Source organism: Acinetobacter sp. YH12152 (assembly GCF_013418285.1).
Taxonomy (GTDB): domain Bacteria; phylum Pseudomonadota; class Gammaproteobacteria; order Pseudomonadales; family Moraxellaceae; genus Acinetobacter; species Acinetobacter amyesii.
Map to the genome: position 1 here is coordinate 1 of NZ_VPCH01000027.1, position 18,327 is coordinate 18,327.

The window sequence follows — 18,327 nt, forward strand, 5'->3', positions numbered from 1 at the left end:
TTCGCAAGAGATGCGATGGATGTCTGATGATTTGTAGTCATAAATTTTAGTCCCCACTTGTTTCTAAGTGGGGACTAAATTAAGGCTTATAGGATGAATTCAGAAGGTGTGTTCAGCGGACGCTTACAGTTCTAATACCTTTTATAACTTTACAAATTGTAGAGCCCATAAAAAAATCACCCTAAAAGGGTGATTTTTTTTGACTTTAAAATAAGGTTAAAACTTATTTTTCAACGCCAGCAGCTTGACCTGCATATTTAGCGTTTGCATAGTCCCAGTTCACTAGACTTTCTAAGAAAGTAGAGATGTATTTAGGACGAGCATTGCGGAAATCGATGTAGTAAGCATGTTCCCAAACGTCGATAGTCAACACAGCAACTTTACCGTGTGCAAGTGGAGTGTCAGCATTTGAAGTTTTAAGGATAGAAAGGTTGCCGTTTACTTCGTCAGCAACTAACCAAGCCCAACCTGAACCGAACTGAGTTGCAGCAGCATTTGCAAATTCTTCAGCGAATTTTTCGTAAGAACCAAAAGCTTCGTCGATTTTAGCTGCTAAAGCGCCAGTAGCTTTACCGCCACCGTTTTTAGCCATACAGTTCCAGTAGAATGTGTGGTTCCATACTTGAGCTGCATTGTTGAAGATACCAGCTTTAGAAGCATCGCCTTTAACAGCAGTGATGATTTCTTCTAAAGTTTTGCCAGCAAGGTCAGTACCTTCAATTGCTTTGTTTAGGTTAACCACATAAGTATTGTGGTGTTTGTCGTGATGGTATTCTAAAGTTTCTTTGCTGATATGAGGAGCAAGATCTTCGTAACCGTAAGGTAACGCTGGTAAAGTAATCGTTGTCATGTTTTCAATTCCTTGCATTTTGCTGGGTTTTGACATTAAGTGCCGTTATTGTAATAGATTCTTGCAGTAAAATGCGCATTGCTTATAAATAACAATACAGAATAAAGCCTGAAAATATACGTATAAGGACTGAGCCAAAGACCAGGACGATTTAAATTAAATCGGGTTGTTTAATTCGAAATAACTATACTCAATATTGAACTGTTCTGAAATAGCTTTTGCGAGTCGTTGTACACCATATCTTTCAGTTGCATGATGTCCACATGCATAATAATGCACATTTAATTCTTCAGCTTCGTAAAAAGTACGTTCACTCACTTCACCTGAAATGTACGCATCACAATCTAATGCAGCGGCTTTGCCAATAAAGTCTTGTGCGCCACCCGTACACAAACCAATTTTTTGAATCGATGGTTTATCTGCCGGTAGGTGAATGGCATCAAATCCTAATTTTTCAGAAACGAAGTCTTTAAACGCCGCTGGAGTCATTGCTTGTTTTAAATAACCAACATTACCAATAGGATTGCGCTCAGTAGGATCTAAGGCTTCAATATTCTCTAATTCGAGCAAATCTGCTATCGCTGCATTATTACCTAAAGTAGGGTGACTATCTAAAGGTAAGTGATAGCCAACTAATGAAATATCTTTTTTGATCAGGCTTTTGATGCGTTTGCCGCGCATACCAGTGATTGGGTAAGCTTCACCTTTCCAAAAATAACCATGATGTACCAATAGCAAATCAGCTTTTGCTGCTATCGCGGCTTCAATCGCTGTTTGTGACGCGGTAACTGCACATAAAATTTTATGCACTTCTGCTGAGCCTTCAATTTGCAAGCCGTTGGGAGCATAGTCCTTAAATTCATGTGCTTTGAGTGTGCTATCACACCACTGAATAATTTCACTTAACTGAGCCATATACTGTCCAAAATCTCAAAAAGATGCATCAAAATTTACGATTGTTTAAATTGTAACTAAAGAATCACAAATCTCTGTGTTTATTTTTAAGTTTGTTGAAAATATTACATTACAATACGATATAAATTATTTAGCCATCAATGAATTATAAAATTTAGAGGATATAGACGTGCGTCGGACCTTTACATGGTTACCTTGGGTATTATTAATACTTGTGATCATCGGTTTCTTTACATGGCAACAGGTTCAAAAACCTAAAGCACCCATTGCCCCAGATGGGGTCAAAATGCCTGCAGAAAAGGTTGAGCCCCTCATTGATACGTCGCGTACAGGCGGTGTAGTTTCGTATAGTGCTGCGGTAAAAGTTGCGGCTCCAGCGGTTGTCAATATTTTCACTACGCAAAAAGTGAAACAATTGGATCATCCTTTATTAAATGATCCTGTTTACCGTGAGTTTTTTGGTAATCAACTTCCAGATCAAACCAATCAAAACGAAAATAGTTTAGGTTCAGGTGTGATTGTTCGTCCAGATGGCTATATTTTGACGAATAACCACGTGATCGCACAGGCCGATCAGATCGTTGTGGCTTTACATGATGGTCGTCGTGCTGAAGCGAAAGTTGTGGGTACAGACCCAGATACAGACCTAGCTGTGATTAAGATTGAAATGAGTCAATTACCGGTTTTGCCATTTAAGCTAAGTGGCAATGAAGTCGGTGATGTCGTCCTAGCGATTGGTAACCCTTTTGGCGTGGGTCAGACGGTTACGCAAGGGATTATCTCAGCTACAGGTCGTTCAGATTTGGGAATCAACACTTACGAAGACTTTATTCAAACAGATGCGGCGATCAACCCCGGCAACTCTGGTGGTGCTTTAATTGATGTTGCAGGGAACTTAATTGGTGTAAATACCGCGATCTTCTCGCAGTCAGGTGGCTCTTTGGGGATTGGTTTTGCCATTCCTGCAAAAGTATGTCAACAAGTATTGAACGCTATTTTAAAAGATGGGCGAGTGGTTCGTGGTTGGTTAGGTATTAGTTTACTTCCAATTAAACAAGAAAATATTTTAGATCCACGGGTGAATGGTGTGATTGTCGCAGATGTCATTCGTAATGGGCCTGCAGCACAAGCAGGTTTAAAACGTGGTGATAAAATCATGAAAGTGAATAATGAGCTGATTACCTCGACTTCGCATTTAATCAACTACGTTGCACAACAAGCGCCATTGAGCACTATGCAAATTGAGATTGAGCGAGACGGAAAGGCGATGACATTGCCGGTACAAGTGGGAGAGCGTAAACTGCAAACTCAAAACAGTGACTCGCAATATATTCCATTACCCCGCTAGCATAGAAAATCCCTCTTCATGAGGGATTTTTTTTGATTTCCTTTTTTTGTATATCGCTTTGAAGAGCTTCGTTTGCGCCAAACAATGCGCTTTGAAATTGAAATATCAATTACAAAAATGCATTGCACGCTTTGCTGAATTTGGCTTAATTTATAAGCAATAATAATCAGATAAGCGTATAAGAATATGAGCTTTTTACCCGCTGAACATGCCAAAGTTTTATCCAGTCAAGCCAATTTAGATATCGCCTTATATAAGACACGTTTGGCTTTGCTGATTGAGGAAAATGCCAAACAGGGGAATACCGCCGTATTTACGGTTTTACCCAAGCATTTAGCTTTAGAAGAGATTCGAAGTTTATCTGCTGAGCTTACAGAATTGGGATATCAAGTTCGATTTGAAGTGAATGAATTCTTCTATAATTTTAATGTCTACTGGATTTGATTCGGGATTCACTGCATTTAAGGTCCTAAGTTAAAAACAAGATGAAACCCTTTAGAAAACCACGCTAAGCGTAGTTTTCTAAAACTGTTTTATAACGCAGTATCTTATTCAGATTTTTGATAGTCGTTAATGACTTCAAGCGCCGCACGAAAGGCTTCTTGAGTCGCTGGTGCACCACAATATGGCAAACTATGAAGTAACACTTCCTGAATTTCTTCTACAGTCGCCCCGTTATTTAAAGCACCTCGGACATGACCTTTGAGTTCTGTCGGACTTTTTTGTGCTGTTAAAAATGCAATAGTAATCAGTGAGCGATATTTACGGGGTAAAACGCCTTCACGCTGCCAAGTTGAACCCCATGCATGCTCATTAATCCAATCTTGCAAAGGTTGAGTAAATGGCACGGTATTGTCTTGAGCACGTTTAACGAAACTTTCACCCATAACTTCAGTACGAACTTTTAAGCCATTTTCATAATCTTGTTGTGACATGTAGCAAACCCTCTGTGATGTAATTTTGCAGTACAGCCTATACCTTTGACTCTGCGATACCATTGGCTGATGGTCGTATAAAAAAGCCATCCCATTGTTTAAGAATGGAATGGCTTTTATTTTGAGAAAAATTAAGTTTAAAAGCGATGCAGAAGCTGATTAATATCGCAGAAATGCTTCTGGTTCATCATCGGTGTGTTGTTGCTTTTTCACTTCTGGTGAAACGGTTAAATGTGGATTGGATAGCTCAAGTTCGTGGATGAGCTGCATGTCAAATACATCTGTGAGCATGCTGTCATAGCGTTGAATGTTGTAAGTGCTGAGCTGTTCAGCTTCAGAGGCTGTAATGACTTTTTGTGCAATCGCATCGGCTATATGTGTTTCAAAAGTTAAACCTTTGAATTGACCTTTAGATTCAGCTTTTTTAAATTGGTTCCACAGCGGTTCAATTTTCAACAATTGTAAAAAGGCATTTTCCATACGACCAGAAACTTCATCTGCTGCAGTGCTGTAATACACGTGTTTTTTCAGTTCTTGGCGGAAAGTATTGTCTAGCATCATTTGAGTGGCAACTTCACGTTTTAAACGGTCTGTCGGTTTAGCAACAACTCGTCCAAACGGAAAGCAGATGATTTTTACTACGCTTGCTGCCAGTCGCATTGGGAAGTTATCAAATAAGCCATGGAAAGCTTCTTCGACATTGTACAAAGCTTTATCTAATGCAAGTTGTGCATGTAGTTGTTCAGCTTCGCTTCTTTGACCTTGTTCATAATATTTAAGAATAGCTGTCGCTATAAATAAATAAGAGTGAATGTCTGCAAGTCGTCCAGAGAGCATTTCTTTACGTTTAATATCGCCGGCTAAAAGGCCAAGACACATATCTGCAGTCAGCGCGAAATCGGCACTGAAGCGGTTAATTTTTTTATAGTAGGGGTGGCTAAATTCATCTGCTGAAGCAGGTGAGTCTGATGGACCACCTGTGAACGCATAAGCAAATGCGCGTGCAGTTCGGTTAAAGGTATACCCTAAGTGCTTAAAGAGCATTTCATTGAATGTATTGAGTGCAGTGTTTTTATCTTCGGCTTGAAGTAATTGCAGCTCTTCAAATAAATATGGATGGCACCGCATTGAGCCTTGTCCAAAAATCATCAAAGAGCGACTTAGAATATTGGCACCCTCGACAGTAATTGACACAGGAATGGCCTGATAATTCAATGCTAAAAAATTACGAGGTCCCATCTGCACGGCACGTCCACCGACGATGTCCATGCCATGATTGACTACTTTACGCATGGTTTCAGTGGCATAGTATTTGGCCATTGCAGTCATTACAGCAGGTTTGCCGCCTTGGTTTAAACCACAAGTCACCAAATAGCGAAATGCTTCAAGCATATAAGCATCTGATGCGATATCACTCGAAGCTTCTTGTACACTTTCAAAATTACCTACAGAAATTTTAAACTGCTGACGAACTTTGGCAAATGCGCCGACGTTTAAATATGCCATTTCTCCGGCTGCCGTTGACAATGCAGGAAGTGAAATACCACGACCAACCGCTAAGCATTCCATCAGCATACGCCAGCCTTTACCGGCATTTTCTATCCCACCAATGATCCAGTCTAAGGGAATAAAGACATCTTTACCTTCAACTGTCCCATTCATAAATGGTGAGCCTGGATTATGACGAGGGCCTGTAATGACACCGTCATGACTCGCCGGTAGCAGCGCGCAGGTGATGCCATATTCCGTTTTATTTTTATCTCCTAATAAGCCATCAGGATCGTATAACTTAAATGCAAGACCAATGACGGTGGCAATCGGTGCAAGGGTAATCCAGCGTTTAGAGAAATTCATGTTTAAGCCGAGCACTTGTTGTCCCTCAAAGGTGCCATAACAGACAACACCTGTATCTGGAATAGCGCCTGCATCTGAGCCTGCTTCAGGGCTTGTGAGTCCAAAACATGGAATTTCTTCACCTTTTGCAAGGCCAGGGAGGTATCTGTCTTTTTGTGCTTCGGTACCATAGTGTAGAAGTAATTCCCCCGGTCCAAGAGAGTTGGGCACCATACAACTGACTGCGGCAGTGAGTGAGCGAGATGCAATCTTGCTCATGACACGGCTTTGTGCATATGAACTAAATTCACGGCCCCCGTAAGATTTTGGAATCACTAGTCCTAAGAAACCATTATCCTTAATGAATTGCCAAGCTTCTGGTGGGAGGTCTTTATGTTTATGGTGAATATCCCATTCGTTGAGCATGGCACAAAGTTGTTCGACTTCATTATCAATGAAGGATTGTTCTTCAGCACTAAGCTGAGGATAGGGATAAGCCTCAAATTTTTTCCAATCAGGCGCGCCCATAAATAGCTCTTTTTCCCACCAACTTGTTCCTGCATCCAACGCTTCACGTTCCGTAGTACTCATACTCGGCATCGCATTTGCTAAGGTTTTATAGGCTGGTTTGGTGAGTAGATTGAGCCTCAGTGGGTCAATCAACACAATTAAACTTAAAGCAATAAGAGGGATGCCAAGTATTAATGACCATGGGCTTAAAAAGGCGAGTGCAATTGAAACGAATATCAATGTTATTGCGCCTACAGCACGTGAAAGTTCAAAGAAAAAAACGGCCCAAAGAGCAAAAATAAAGAGTACGGCACTGAGTATAAATAGCATTTGTTATGGCTCCAGTGACAAGGGCCAGAGCGTTATGCGTTTAAAACAGCCTACATGCGTTTAAAAATGATCTCATCTTTTGTCTTTCTGATTTTAAAGTGCATGAGACTGTCAAAATGGCATCACTCGGCTGGTGAGTATGATTGGACAATTGCGCGAATATCATGAAAGCGCAAATAAAGTGTTTTCAATAGATTGATTAATAAATAATCACAATACAATCCCTATCGGGCAAAGAAATGTCACATTACGTAAACTTGGATAATTCGATATATTGGATGAATATTGGATACCGTTTAAAGGAACGCACTATTTTCGAAAGATCTTATATTTGTTAACGAATTGGGCTGAGTGTGAAAGCCACAAAAAAGCCCTCAATCAATGAGGGCTTTAATTTGCGATGTTTTAAATCTTAGAGTGATTAAGCTTCAATGGTTTGAACTGCAATTTTCTTTGCAGGATCAGTTTTACGACGTACCGCAGGCACTGGCTCACCATAGTATTGACGGTCAGCAAAGTAACTTGAACGGACCATTGGTGCAGCCCAAATGTTTTTGAAACCAAGCTTTTGGCCATGTGCAGTGTAACGCTCAAATTCTTCTGGGCTTACAAAACGGTCAATAGGAGCATGTTCTTTAGAGGGCTGTAAGTACTGGCCAATGGTGACATAGTCAACATCGTGTGCTTTTAAGTCGTCTAATAACGCAATCACTTCTTCTTCAGTTTCACCAATACCGACCATCAAACCACATTTAGTTGGTACATCTGGGCAGTATTCTTTAAACATTTTTAATAAGTTTAGAGAGTGTTGGTAGTCAGAACCCGGACGCATTGCTTTATACAAACGTGGCACAGTTTCAATGTTGTGGTTAAACACATCAGGAGGGCACTCCGTCATAATACGAAGGGCAACATCCATACGACCACGGAAGTCAGGGACTAAAATTTCCAAAAGTGTTTTTGGACTCAAGTCACGAGCTTCTTTAATACAGTCAACAAAGTGCTGTGCGCCGCCATCAACAAGGTCATCACGGTCGACAGAAGTAATTACGGCATATTTCAAACCAAGATTGGCAATGGTTTCTGCCATGTGACGTGGTTCATCTGGGTCAAGAGCATTGGGACGACCATGCGCAACGTCGCAGAATGGGCAACGACGAGTACAGATATCGCCCATAATCATAAAGGTTGCAGTACCGCCACCGAAACATTCAGGTAAGTTCGGGCAAGCCGCTTCTTCACACACGGTATGTAATTTTTGTGCGCGCAAAGTTGTTTTAATACGTTGAACTTCATCAGGGGCAGCCATTTTGACCCGAATCCAGTCAGGCTTACGAGGCGTTTCAACCGTTGGCACGACCTTCACAGGTATGCGAGCGACTTTTTCTGCGCCACGAAGTTTTACACCCTGTACAGGTTTACGGTTCTCAGACATATTCAACTTTTCCACTGTTTTTGACGAGGAGATATTCAAAAAATTAGCTCAATCATTATAGCGGACTTGAGCTTAAATAGGGGGAAAACGATATTCATATAATAAATGTGGTTATCACATAATATATGTGAGCTAAATATCCAAAAAAGTTAGGATATACGTCATAATACAGCCTAGATTAAAGAATATTTGTAAAGGAGCGTTGAATGCCACGTAAGAAAGAGGTCGTTAGTGGAACTTTCGTGAAATACGATGCGGTAGTTCTGGGTTCTGGCCCTGCGGGTGAAGGCGCTGCAATGAAACTTGCTAAATCAGGTAAGCGAGTTGCAATTGTAGATATGCGTGAACAGCTTGGTGGTAACTGTACCCATGTAGGAACAATTCCAAGTAAAGCATTGCGTCAGACCGTTTCAAGCATTTTACGTTACCAACGTGACCCTATGTTCCAAAAAGTCGGTGAATGGAAACAGTTCACGATGAAACAGGTGTTACGTAATGCGCATAAAGTGATTCAACAACAAGTTGAAACGCATTCACGTTTTTATGACCGTAATAAAATTGATATTTTCCACGGCCGTGCGTATATCCAAGATCAAAACACTGTTTTGATTTTTAGCAATGAAGGTATGACGGAAACTTTAGTATTCCAGCAATTAGTGATTGCTACAGGTTCACGTCCTTACCGTCCAGCTGCTTTAGACTTTAATCATCCTCGCGTATTTGATTCAGACAAAATTTTGGATCTGGATTATTCAATCCAAAAAATCATCATTTATGGTGCAGGTGTGATTGGTTGTGAATATGCGTCTATCTTTATTGGTCTAGACCACAAAGTTGACTTGATCAATACACAACACAAATTACTCAGCTACTTAGACGATGAAATTTCAGATGCATTGTCATATCGTTTACGTGAGCAGGGTGTATTGATTCGCCACAACGAACAGATTGATCATCTTGAAACACATGATGATCATGTGGTTCTGCACTTGCAAAGTGGTAAGAAAATTAAAGCCGACGCGATTTTGTGGTGTAACGGCCGTTCTGGTAATACAGATGGTTTAGGCCTAGAAAATGTAGGTATCAAACCAAACAGCCGTGGTCAATTAACCGTGAATGATCAATATCAAACTGAAGTAGAGAATATCTTTGCTGCGGGTGATGTAATCGGTTGGCCTTCACTTGCATCTGCTGCATATGACCAAGGTCGCTGTGCCGGTTCTAACATGAGCGGTGAAGAAGGAATTGCACCTGTAACGGATATTCCTACAGGTATTTATACGATTCCTGAAATTTCTTCGATTGGTAAAACTGAACAACAGTTAACAGAAGAAAAAATTCCGTATGAAGTGGGGCAGGCATCTTTCCGTCATTTGGCACGTGCGCAAATTACCGGTGATACCGTGGGCGAGCTTAAAATTTTGTTCCATCGTGATACTTTAGAAATTTTAGGCGTTCATTGCTTCGGTAATAATGCTGCGGAAATTATCCACATTGGTCAGGCTGTGATGAACAGCCCGAACAATACGATTAAATATTTCGTAGAAACCACATTTAACTATCCGACTATGGCGGAAGCGTACCGTGTGGCAACATTGAATGGTATGAACCGTTTATTCTAAGGCTAAATTGAACTTAGAATGTACAATGAAAGACCCGTAAGTTTCGGCTTGCGGGTTTTTTATGGTAAGAATAAAGTGTATGCAAAATATACATTCAATCCACTTATAATCATCAGCATTTCCAACTCATTTTAGGTAGCTTATGACGATCCGTTCAGTGACCATTCAAGGTTTTCGATCTATTCATCATATGAATCTGACCTTATCGCGTCTGAATATCGTCAGTGGTCCGAATGGTTGTGGTAAATCCAATCTATATAAAGCAGTACGTCTCTTGCATGAAGCTGCAAATGGTCAATTATCCCAAGCTATTGCAAATGAAGGCGGGATTCAAAAAATCATGTGGGCAGGTGGTCACCGTGCGGGTGATCGATCGAAAGATCCTAAGCGCATGAAGCTTGCGGTGGAGATGGAACATTATGAATATCAACTTGAAATTGGTTTCCCTGAACCGCTTATTACGATGTTTGCACTCGATCCTTTGGTCAAACTAGAAGGAATTTGGTTGAGCGGCTATCAACGTCGAAAAATGAGTGAGTTGTTGGAAAGAACCAACCAAGCGGCATTTCTTAAAAATGTTGATGAAGAACGGATTGCTTATCCGATGGCATTAACACCAGAAGAGTCGGTGTTTGGACAATTGTCCGATCCACACTTATATCCCGAAGTTTCACAAGTGCGTGAGACCATGAAAAACTGGCGTTTTTATCATGAGTTTTCTGTCAGTGGAAATTCACCGATCCGTGTCCCACAGGTGGGCATTCGTTCGCCGGTTTTAGCGCATGATGGCACAAATTTAGCCGCAGCCTTTGAAACTTTACGTGAGCGTGGCAACAGTGAAACCTTGTTTGAAGTACTAGAAAAAGCCTTTCCGCAGACCCAATTTTATGTGCAGGAAATGGGTGGGCGCTTTCAAATGATGATGCAAAAGCAAGGGATCTTAAGACCTTTGGAAAGTGCCGAATTTTCAGATGGGACTTTACGGTTTTTGTGTTTAGCCGTGGCTTTGTTGAGTCCAAGACCCCCAAATTTTATGGCACTGAATGAGCCAGAAAATAGCTTACATCCCGATTTATTACCTGCCTTGGCGATGCTGATTGCCGAAGCAAGTCGCTATACACAGCTTTGGTTGACCACACATTCCAATGAACTGGTTGAAATGATCAAACAGTATAGTGATGTGCAGCATTATCAACTAGATCAAGTCGAGGGGAAGACCGTGGTCAAGGGCGCAAGCTTAATCGATGAGGATTAGATTATTCCTTTAGCTATAGTTTTTTTGCTTAAGTTTAAAAAGGTAGAAAAGTTAAAAAAGCATAATAGCCGATAAAACTGCTTATTAGGCTAAACCAGACTGGCAGCTTGCTGCGAAGTAAAGCAATAACGACGGCAACAAATATAAAGTCCGTCCATTGAATGATGTATTTCTGGCTCATTTGAAATAGTAGACACAGTAATAGACCGACGACAGCAGCATTGATTATTTTTAAGGTGCCGAAAAGCATCGGGTATTTCATCAACTTATTCCAAAACGGTAATAAGCCAAACAATAATAAAAATGATGGTAAAAATATCGCCACAGTCGCGAGTACAGCATTTAAGAGTAGCACATCAGTCATGGGTAAAAGTGTGCCGAGATAGGCGGCGAAACTAAACAAAGGTCCCGGCATGAGTTGCGCAAGGGCATAGCCTAAGTCAAAATTTTCATTACTGATCAGTCCTGTAGAGACAAAGTCCTGATGTAAAAATGGCAAAATAATATGTCCACCACCAAAGACGAGGGATGCTGTGCGGTAGAAGCTTTCTAAGCTGAAAGCCAATATATTGCTATGTTGTATATCGAAGAATGGCAGAACGAAAAAAGGGCTGATAAAGGCGAGAAGCCATAGCCAAGAGGTGCAAGTATTTTCATGTGCATTCCGGCTAAAATTGTCATGTTTGGGTGGAAATGTTTCGGCGATATTTGGCTTTTGGCTGTGTAATTGATTTGACGATAAAACTAAACCGATAATTGCAGCGCATAAAATCACCAAAACTTGATTTAAAGAAAATTGAAAGAAATAAATAAAAAATGCAGCTAAAAGCATGACTAGATACTGAAATTTTGTTTTACAGAAGCTTCGCATCATTTGCCAAAATGCCCATGTAACCACAGCAAGGACAATCAACTGAATAACATGAAAGAACTGTGTTGAGAGTTGATCGCTAAGTTTTAAGCTTAAAATCGCCGCGGCACACATCAGCAGGGCGGATGGTAAAGTAAAGCCTAACCACGCCAAACAAGCACCTTGATAGCGGTTGAGTTGAAATCCAATCGCCATGCCGAGCTGGCTACTGGTTGGGCCTGGAAGGACTTGAGTCAAGGCAAGCAAATGCGCATATTCATGCTCCGTTATCCATTTTTCTTGTTTCACAAAATATTGAAAAAACAACACTAAATGCGCAGCAGGTCCACCAAATGCAATACACCCTAATCTTAAAAAGGTGAGAAAGATGACAAGGTTTCGTTGTGGTTTGGACTGGCTCATGCGTTACCAATATTTAAAATCAAAAGTAAGGTTATGAATTTCTAAAGGATAAAATTATGAAAGTTAAAAGATCTTAAAGGCTGATTATTGCAGGAGTATGTAAATCCTGCTTCAAAAATATTTTGAAGTGCTTAGCAGGGAAAAAGATAATTGGACGAAGTGACATAGTGCTGTCCCACATGCACATGGCGTCGGTTTCCGCCGCTGATTAGCATCAGCACATACACATAAAAAATTGTCTAAAAATGACTTCTCCAAAATCAGACACCTTATCAGAAATTTTGAGCGCTTTATTGAAGTGGTTGATGAGTGGCATTGCATCGTTACTTTCAATCATGGCATTTGCAGATGATCAGCTACTTGCTTCACAAGCATTAGCAAATTATACAGATCAAAACAGTTGGCAGGGCATTCAGCACTATCTACCCAAAGAATACCATTTAACAGAAACGCAGCGACCCAAAGAAGAGTGGTGGAGTTGGCAGGGTCATACTGTTCACTTAGATACTTATCGGCATCCACAGGCAAAAGTGAAGGTGATTCTGTTTCATGGTGTGGGAACAAATGGTCGACAAATGTCGATGATTTTGGGGCATCCTTTGGCACAACGTGGCTATGAAACTATCGCTATTGATATGCCCGGTTATGGCCTCACCCAAGTCAAAAAGGGCTCAAAAATTCGTTATGATGATTGGGTTCAAGCAGGTAATGACCTCATTGAAGCCGAGCTACAAAAAGATCATCGTCCTATCGTTTTGTATGGGCTTAGTGCAGGTGGTATGTTGACCTATCACGTGGCGGCAAAGAATAAAAAGGTCAAAGGCATCGTCGGTATGACCTTTTTAGACACTTCAAATAAAACTGTGCGTGATCAAGTCTCTTTGAATAAATTTATGAGCCGCGTGGGCAGCCCACTGGCTCATGTGACAGCACATACACCATTATCAGCATTGCCAATGCCGATGCGGTGGGTAAGTAAAATGCATCGCTTGGTGAATAATGACGCAGCATTGCAGGTCTTTTTAAAAGATAAAACGTCAGCTGGGAATAGTGTATCGGTTAAATTTCTAGATTCGTATTTATATTATAAAAATGACACGGCACCGGAGCAGTTTGATGTCTGCCCAATTTTACTAACGCAGCCTGAACAAGACCGCTGGACGCCTTTGGCTTTAAGGCAGCCATTTTTAGCACGGATTCACCAAGTTCCAGTCGATGTCGTGCTGTTGAAAAATGCAGGACATTATCCTTTGGAACAGCCGGGACTTGAGCAAATGGTCAATGCAATAGATGCGTTTTATCAAAAAGTCACGCAATAATCTGTTGAAAGCGTGATGCGTAATTCATACCAACATAGATATAAAAAAACCGCCAGAAGGCGGTTTTTTTATTGGGACTTTATCGTGGAAATATTTAAGCAAAATGACCATGTTGAAAATCATAAAATGCCTGGCGTATTTCATCTTCAGTATTCATGACGAATGGTCCATGTGCCGCAATCGGTTCATTTAAAGCTTCGCCACTTAAAATAAGCAGTTTGGTTGTTTCAAAAGATTTAAGTTTCAAGGACGATACTTGGTCACTCACATATAAAGTCTGTTTCGCATCAAAGCGTTGACCTTCAATTTCGATCGCCCCACTTAATACAAAAATCATGTTATTCCACTGTGGGTTGAATGAAAATTCCTGTTCAGCATTTGCATTCAAGCGCACATCCAATACATTATTCATCGGGCTAAAGGTTTCAGCGGCGCCCAATGTATCTTCAAATTGGCCAGCAATGACGCGTACCACGCCTGCATTTTGTGCAAGCTTTACTTCAGCAATATTGGCTGTTGTCAGTTCTTGATAGCGAGGTTCAGTCATTTTGGCATGACTAGGTAAATTGACCCAAAGTTGTACCATGTCTAAATTTCCGCCAGTTTTGGCAAAATCTTTAGAATGGTGTTCTTCGTGCATAATGCCTCGACCCGCAGTCATCCATTGCACTTCGTCTTTGGCAATGCTGCCGTGATTTCCTTTAGAGTCAAAATGCTCCAATTCACCTTCATAAACAATGGTCACTGTTTCAAAGCCACGATGTGGATGTGATCCAACACCACGTTGATGATGACTTGGAGAGAAATGATATTGGCCGGTATAGCCCATAACGAGAAATGAACTGGTTTGATTGCCCATTTCTTGCATAGGGAGCATAGAGTTAGTTGGGAAACCATCGCCCACTCAAGTAATACGATCACTATGATAAACACGTTTGATTGGATTCATAATTCAGCCCTCAATTTATTGCTTCTGAGATCTATTATTGAGGTATAGTGAGGGAATGACAGGGCGAAAAACTCAACAGATTATTCTAAAAATGAAACAATCATGCAAAATTTAAATGACTATTACTACTTCGTGCAAGTGGTGAAATACCAAGGTTATACCAAAGCCAGTGAAGCATTGGGTATTACAAAGTCTAAACTATCACGCCGTATTACAGAGTTAGAGACCCGTTTGGGTGTACGTCTGATTCAACGTAATACGCGAAAATTTACTGTGACTGAAATAGGACAACAGTTCTATTTACACTGCTTAAAAATTTTAGAGGAAGTCAGCGAAACGGAAAACTTTGTGCTCAGTACGTTGAACGATCAACTCTGTGGCCAAATTAAAATCTCTTGTCCTGTGGCTTTGGTGGAAATGCCTGTTGCAAAAATGGTCACCGATTTTATGCAGCAATATCCTGAGGTCAGTGTGCATCTCATGGCGACCAATCATCGGGTTGATGTCATTGAGGAAGGCGTAGATTTAGCCATTCGTGTTCGTAATATGCCTTTAATGGATAGTGATTTGATCGTTCGAGATTTAGATGCTTGGGATCATGTTTTGGTGGCATCGCCACAACTTTTCTTCGAGCGTGAAATACCACAGCAATTGGCTGAGATTCAAAATTTTCCGTGTATTGGTTTTGATCGGCCTAAACATTTTTGGGATTTCCGACATCGTGAAAAAAGTGAAACTCAACAAATTGAATTTCATCCACGCTTAAGAACTGACAGTTTTAGTGCGATGATTTCTGCTGCTCTTTCTGGCGTGGGAATCGCTTCTTTGCCCAAAGTGTTTGTACGTGATGCTTTAAAAAGTGGTGAGTTAATTGAACTGTTTCCTGAATGGCAATTGCCGCAAGGGGCAATCCATGTTGCATACGCGACACGACAAGGCATGCTGCCGGGTGTGCGTGCGATGTTAGATCATTTAATTTCAGGTTTTAAGGCATTAGATATAGATCATCCGTAATTTGAGCAGTGTTCTTATTGTTTTAAAATTTTAATTATTTGGAGTTATTGCTCAAACACGGATTTTACTGGGTTATTTATTTTTTATTGTTGGCATGAAGTTCAACATTAGTATGGTCGTCCTCCTGCTAGGCTAATTCGCTTTAATAAGCGGCGTTGGTCTGAAGGGAAAGGGCGGCGTGAGTGTAAAGTGGCTTGGTTATCCCAAAATACAATGTCACCTTCTTCCCATTGATGTTCATATCGAAACTCAGGTTTCAATAAATGTTCACGTAAAGATGCAATCAATTCACTGCCTGACTGATCATCGTAGTGAACCAATTCCACTTCAGATCGTTCATTTAACCACAGACCTTTACGGCCACTTTCTGGATGGGTACGTACAAGCGGATGTGGATAGGCATGTCCAACAATCGGTTGGTCTTTGAAACGGTAAAGCGGTGTAGCGCCATATCCCGTTGTGCCTTTATTATTTTTGGCACGGACAAATGGGTTGTATGTAATGAGTTGAAGTTGGTCTAAATGTTTTTGTGTCGCTTCATCTAAAGCTTCATAGGCTTTAATGGTGTTATACCATGAGGTTTGTCCACCGTCTTGTGGCAGTTCAATGGCATAGAGTAATGAACCAAAAGATGGCAGCGGAGTCCACTGATGGTCTGCATGCGCAGCCAATTCACCATGTCCAGTATAGTCACCTTTGCCGACTGCATTTGAAACAGGTACGACGTCTGGTGGTGTACCGGTATCATCTTGTGACGCTAGCACAGGAATATCTGCACCAGGACGGAAAATTGAACCGAAGTAGCTTGCAAACGCGAGATACTGTAAATCATCTAGACTTTGATGTTTAAAAATTAAAATCAAGTGTTCTGCCAACGCTTGTTTTAAACGGTAGATGGTTTCCCCAGACTGTGCTTTACGCGCATCTAAACCATAAACCACAGCCCCCAAAGCTTGGTCATGTTGCGCTTCAATACGAATTTCATTGCCATCTTGAAATTGTTCTGCTTGATGCCAACGTGGAGCATCATGGATGGCTTGCGAAAGTTGAGTTAATGCGGTCATTTCATAAGTTCTCAAATTGTTCTTTATTGAGACTTAATCTATGGAAGAAAGCGCAGGATGGAAAATTAAAAAATAAGCTAAGTTTATGAAAAAACGTATTATTAATACTAATATGCTGAAAATGCAGCTTTTATTGAATCGTGTAGAAAATAGCTAAAAAACTGCTGTTGTAGTGTTGATATAACAGCAGTTTGAATTGGAATTAATGCTTCAATACGTCTTTAATGTGCACAAAACGCTTGGTTAAAGTATTCGAATAATTCAGGCGTTTGGCTCCATAAGCCGATGGATAAAGCCAACAAGGCCAGAATACTGATGGCAATACTGAGTCGGAACCATAATGTTGAATTAGTCATGAATGACACTTTCCTCATTAACCATGAAATGTACCAATACCCCAAAAATACTCAGGACAATCGAAAAAATCCAAATGGCATTATAGTTACCGGTCATATCGTGGTTCACACCACCCAACCAGCCACCAAAAAATGAACCGACTTGGTGAGTAAAGAACACGATACCGCTGAGCATACTTAGATATTTAACGCCAAACATATTGGCCACTATACCGTTGGTGAGCGGTACGGTAGAAAGCCATAATAAACCCATAATTACGCCAAAAGCATAGATTGTCCATGTACTTAAAGGCAGCAAAAGAAAGGCAATAATGGCAATACCACGTAATCCATACAGTCCCATCAACAGCTTTGGTTTGGAATATTTGCCACCGAGCCAACCAGCTGTGTAGGTGCCGACAATATTAAATAGTCCAACGAGCGCGAGGAAAATAGTGCCCGTAGTGGCATTAAAGCCATGATCGATTAAATATCCCGGAAGATGGATGCCAATAAACACCACTTGGAAGCCACAGACAAAGAAACCGAGTGCTAGAAACCAAAAGGGTTTATGCTCCCAAGCCAATTGCAAAATTTGTTTAAAAGTCAGAGAGGCTTCATGCGTATTGGTTGCATTTGGTGCAACATACATTGGTGCTTTTAGCATCCAAGCTAAAGGAATAATAAGTGCAATTAAAATGGCGCTGACCACCAAAGCTGAAGACCAACCAAATTTTTGCAGTAACAGTAACGTAGAGGGCAGCATAATGAACTGACCAAAAGAACCTGCGGCACTGGCAATACCCATGGCTAAACTACGTTTGTCTGGATGCGCTGCACGACCTACGGCAGAAAGTAATACTGGAAATGAAGTGGCTGAGAGAGCCAAACCCAGGATTAAACCTGCGCTTAAATTAAGCAGTAAACCGGTAGAGCTGACGGCCATGAGTAATAGTCCGAGGGCATATAATGCACCACCGACGGCGACCACGATCTTACTACCATATTTATCTGCAAAAGCCCCAGTAATTGGCTGCACAGCACCCCAAATTAAGTTTTGCATGGCAATGGCAAGGCTAAATACGTTATGTCCCCAACCAAATTCATCACTCATCGGCACGAGATAGAGGCCAAATGCATGACGCACCCCTAAAGACAATGCCAAAATAATAGCACTGCCAATGAGCATGTAAATCAGGGGCATTGAGAAACGAGTATCAGACATACAGCAGGCTACATTCTTTAAATTTAATCCAATGGTATTCGAATAAACGCAGAGTTGCGATTAAATTTAATTCACCAAACAATAAATTTTTTTTATAGGTAACTATGGATGAATA

The 18,327-nt window shown here is 40.9% G+C and carries 16 protein-coding genes; 6 read left to right on the forward strand and 10 right to left on the reverse strand.

The annotated features are described in order from the left end of the window. Positions 1–223: 223 nt before the first annotated feature. Together FTU83_RS10050 and FTU83_RS10055 are read right to left on the reverse strand one after the other, a co-directional pair. On the reverse strand, positions 224–850 hold the full coding sequence (locus FTU83_RS10050) for a superoxide dismutase (RefSeq protein WP_078192384.1): 627 nt from the start codon (positions 848–850) through the stop codon (positions 224–226). A 156-nt stretch (positions 851–1,006) separates the two neighbouring features. Next, positions 1,007–1,765 (reverse strand): Nif3-like dinuclear metal center hexameric protein, encoded by a 759-nt coding sequence (locus FTU83_RS10055; RefSeq protein ID WP_168379171.1) that lies wholly within the window; start codon positions 1,763–1,765, stop codon positions 1,007–1,009. Between the two features lie 169 nt (positions 1,766–1,934). Here FTU83_RS10055 and FTU83_RS10060 point away from each other — a divergent pair, with 169 nt between their 5' ends. Continuing rightward, a complete protein-coding gene (locus FTU83_RS10060) occupies positions 1,935–3,113 on the forward strand; it encodes a trypsin-like peptidase domain-containing protein (protein ID WP_180007671.1) in 1,179 nt (392 codons plus the stop codon). A 186-nt stretch (positions 3,114–3,299) separates the two neighbouring features. Next, positions 3,300–3,557 carry a hypothetical protein gene (locus FTU83_RS10065; protein WP_078191893.1) on the forward strand — a complete coding sequence of 86 codons (258 nt, stop codon included), beginning with the start codon at positions 3,300–3,302 and terminating at the stop codon, positions 3,555–3,557. Positions 3,558–3,661: 104 nt separating this feature from the next. Here FTU83_RS10065 and FTU83_RS10070 read toward each other — a convergent pair whose 3' ends face one another. The 3 genes from FTU83_RS10070 to lipA all read right to left on the reverse strand — a co-directional run bounded on the left by FTU83_RS10070 (position 3,662) and on the right by lipA (position 8,156). Next, positions 3,662–4,048, reverse strand: coding sequence for a carboxymuconolactone decarboxylase family protein (locus FTU83_RS10070; RefSeq protein WP_005008801.1), 387 nt, complete (start codon positions 4,046–4,048; stop codon positions 3,662–3,664). Between the two features lie 159 nt (positions 4,049–4,207). Continuing rightward, entirely contained in the window at positions 4,208–6,721 is a 2,514-nt protein-coding gene (locus FTU83_RS10075; RefSeq protein ID WP_180106404.1) for an acyl-CoA dehydrogenase, read from the reverse strand. Between the two features lie 421 nt (positions 6,722–7,142). Next, entirely contained in the window at positions 7,143–8,156 is a 1,014-nt protein-coding gene (lipA, locus tag FTU83_RS10080; RefSeq protein WP_078190238.1) for a lipoyl synthase, read from the reverse strand. A 206-nt stretch (positions 8,157–8,362) separates the two neighbouring features. Between lipA and sthA the strand changes: the two genes are divergently transcribed. Both sthA and FTU83_RS10090 read left to right on the forward strand, forming a co-directional pair. Further along, the gene (gene sthA, locus FTU83_RS10085) at positions 8,363–9,778 is read left to right on the forward strand and encodes a Si-specific NAD(P)(+) transhydrogenase (protein ID WP_078190237.1); all 1,416 of its coding nucleotides are present in this window, start codon (positions 8,363–8,365) and stop codon (positions 9,776–9,778) included. Positions 9,779–9,920: 142 nt separating this feature from the next. Next, positions 9,921–11,033 carry an AAA family ATPase gene (locus tag FTU83_RS10090; protein WP_180106402.1) on the forward strand — a complete coding sequence of 371 codons (1,113 nt, stop codon included), beginning with the start codon at positions 9,921–9,923 and terminating at the stop codon, positions 11,031–11,033. Positions 11,034–11,067: 34 nt separating this feature from the next. Here the strand turns inward: FTU83_RS10090 and chrA are convergent, their stop codons facing one another. Beyond that, positions 11,068–12,306 (reverse strand): chromate efflux transporter, encoded by a 1,239-nt coding sequence (gene chrA / locus FTU83_RS10095; protein WP_180106400.1) that lies wholly within the window; start codon positions 12,304–12,306, stop codon positions 11,068–11,070. A 335-nt stretch (positions 12,307–12,641) separates the two neighbouring features. On the opposite strand from chrA, the gene FTU83_RS10100 reads away from it, so the two are divergent. Next, complete coding sequence (locus FTU83_RS10100) at positions 12,642–13,625, forward strand: alpha/beta hydrolase (RefSeq protein ID WP_257222578.1); 984 nt, start codon at positions 12,642–12,644, stop codon at positions 13,623–13,625. 94 nt (positions 13,626–13,719) lie between these two features. On the opposite strand, the gene FTU83_RS10105 is transcribed toward FTU83_RS10100, so the two are convergent. Next, positions 13,720–14,502, reverse strand: coding sequence for a pirin family protein (locus tag FTU83_RS10105; protein ID WP_257222576.1), 783 nt, complete (start codon positions 14,500–14,502; stop codon positions 13,720–13,722). A 174-nt stretch (positions 14,503–14,676) separates the two neighbouring features. Between FTU83_RS10105 and FTU83_RS10110 the strand changes: the two genes are divergently transcribed. Next, positions 14,677–15,588, forward strand: a complete 912-nt coding sequence (locus FTU83_RS10110) for a LysR substrate-binding domain-containing protein (protein ID WP_180007677.1) — start codon at positions 14,677–14,679, stop codon at positions 15,586–15,588. A gap of 107 nt (positions 15,589–15,695) precedes the next feature. On the opposite strand, the gene FTU83_RS10115 is transcribed toward FTU83_RS10110, so the two are convergent. The 3 genes from FTU83_RS10115 to FTU83_RS10120 form a co-directional block, all read right to left on the reverse strand. After that, entirely contained in the window at positions 15,696–16,652 is a 957-nt protein-coding gene (locus FTU83_RS10115; protein WP_078190229.1) for a TauD/TfdA family dioxygenase, read from the reverse strand. A 221-nt stretch (positions 16,653–16,873) separates the two neighbouring features. Then, entirely contained in the window at positions 16,874–17,008 is a 135-nt protein-coding gene (locus FTU83_RS17445; protein WP_257221407.1) for a hypothetical protein, read from the reverse strand. Further along, positions 17,001–18,212 (reverse strand): MFS transporter, encoded by a 1,212-nt coding sequence (locus FTU83_RS10120; protein WP_180106396.1) that lies wholly within the window; start codon positions 18,210–18,212, stop codon positions 17,001–17,003. Before FTU83_RS10120 ends, FTU83_RS17445 begins: the two co-directional genes overlap by 8 nt. Positions 18,213–18,327: the final 115 nt, after the last annotated feature.

Coding starts and splice junctions, on each gene's coding strand:
- FTU83_RS10055 (WP_168379171.1), bottom strand. CDS start 1,765: ATGGCTCAGTTAAGTGAAATTATTCAGTGGTGTGATAGCACACTCAAA.
- FTU83_RS17445 (WP_257221407.1), bottom strand. CDS start 17,008: ATGACTAATTCAACATTATGGTTCCGACTCAGTATTGCCATCAGTATT.
- FTU83_RS10075 (WP_180106404.1), bottom strand. CDS start 6,721: ATGCTATTTATACTCAGTGCCGTACTCTTTATTTTTGCTCTTTGGGCC.
- FTU83_RS10110 (WP_180007677.1), top strand. CDS start 14,677: ATGCAAAATTTAAATGACTATTACTACTTCGTGCAAGTGGTGAAATAC.
- FTU83_RS10115 (WP_078190229.1), bottom strand. CDS start 16,652: ATGACCGCATTAACTCAACTTTCGCAAGCCATCCATGATGCTCCACGT.
- FTU83_RS10050 (WP_078192384.1), bottom strand. CDS start 850: ATGACAACGATTACTTTACCAGCGTTACCTTACGGTTACGAAGATCTT.
- FTU83_RS10105 (WP_257222576.1), bottom strand. CDS start 14,502: ATGCTCCCTATGCAAGAAATGGGCAATCAAACCAGTTCATTTCTCGTT.
- FTU83_RS10090 (WP_180106402.1), top strand. CDS start 9,921: ATGACGATCCGTTCAGTGACCATTCAAGGTTTTCGATCTATTCATCAT.
- lipA (WP_078190238.1), bottom strand. CDS start 8,156: ATGTCTGAGAACCGTAAACCTGTACAGGGTGTAAAACTTCGTGGCGCA.
- FTU83_RS10065 (WP_078191893.1), top strand. CDS start 3,300: ATGAGCTTTTTACCCGCTGAACATGCCAAAGTTTTATCCAGTCAAGCC.
- sthA (WP_078190237.1), top strand. CDS start 8,363: ATGCCACGTAAGAAAGAGGTCGTTAGTGGAACTTTCGTGAAATACGAT.
- FTU83_RS10070 (WP_005008801.1), bottom strand. CDS start 4,048: ATGTCACAACAAGATTATGAAAATGGCTTAAAAGTTCGTACTGAAGTT.
- chrA (WP_180106400.1), bottom strand. CDS start 12,306: ATGAGCCAGTCCAAACCACAACGAAACCTTGTCATCTTTCTCACCTTT.
- FTU83_RS10100 (WP_257222578.1), top strand. CDS start 12,642: ATGGCATTTGCAGATGATCAGCTACTTGCTTCACAAGCATTAGCAAAT.
- FTU83_RS10120 (WP_180106396.1), bottom strand. CDS start 18,212: ATGTCTGATACTCGTTTCTCAATGCCCCTGATTTACATGCTCATTGGC.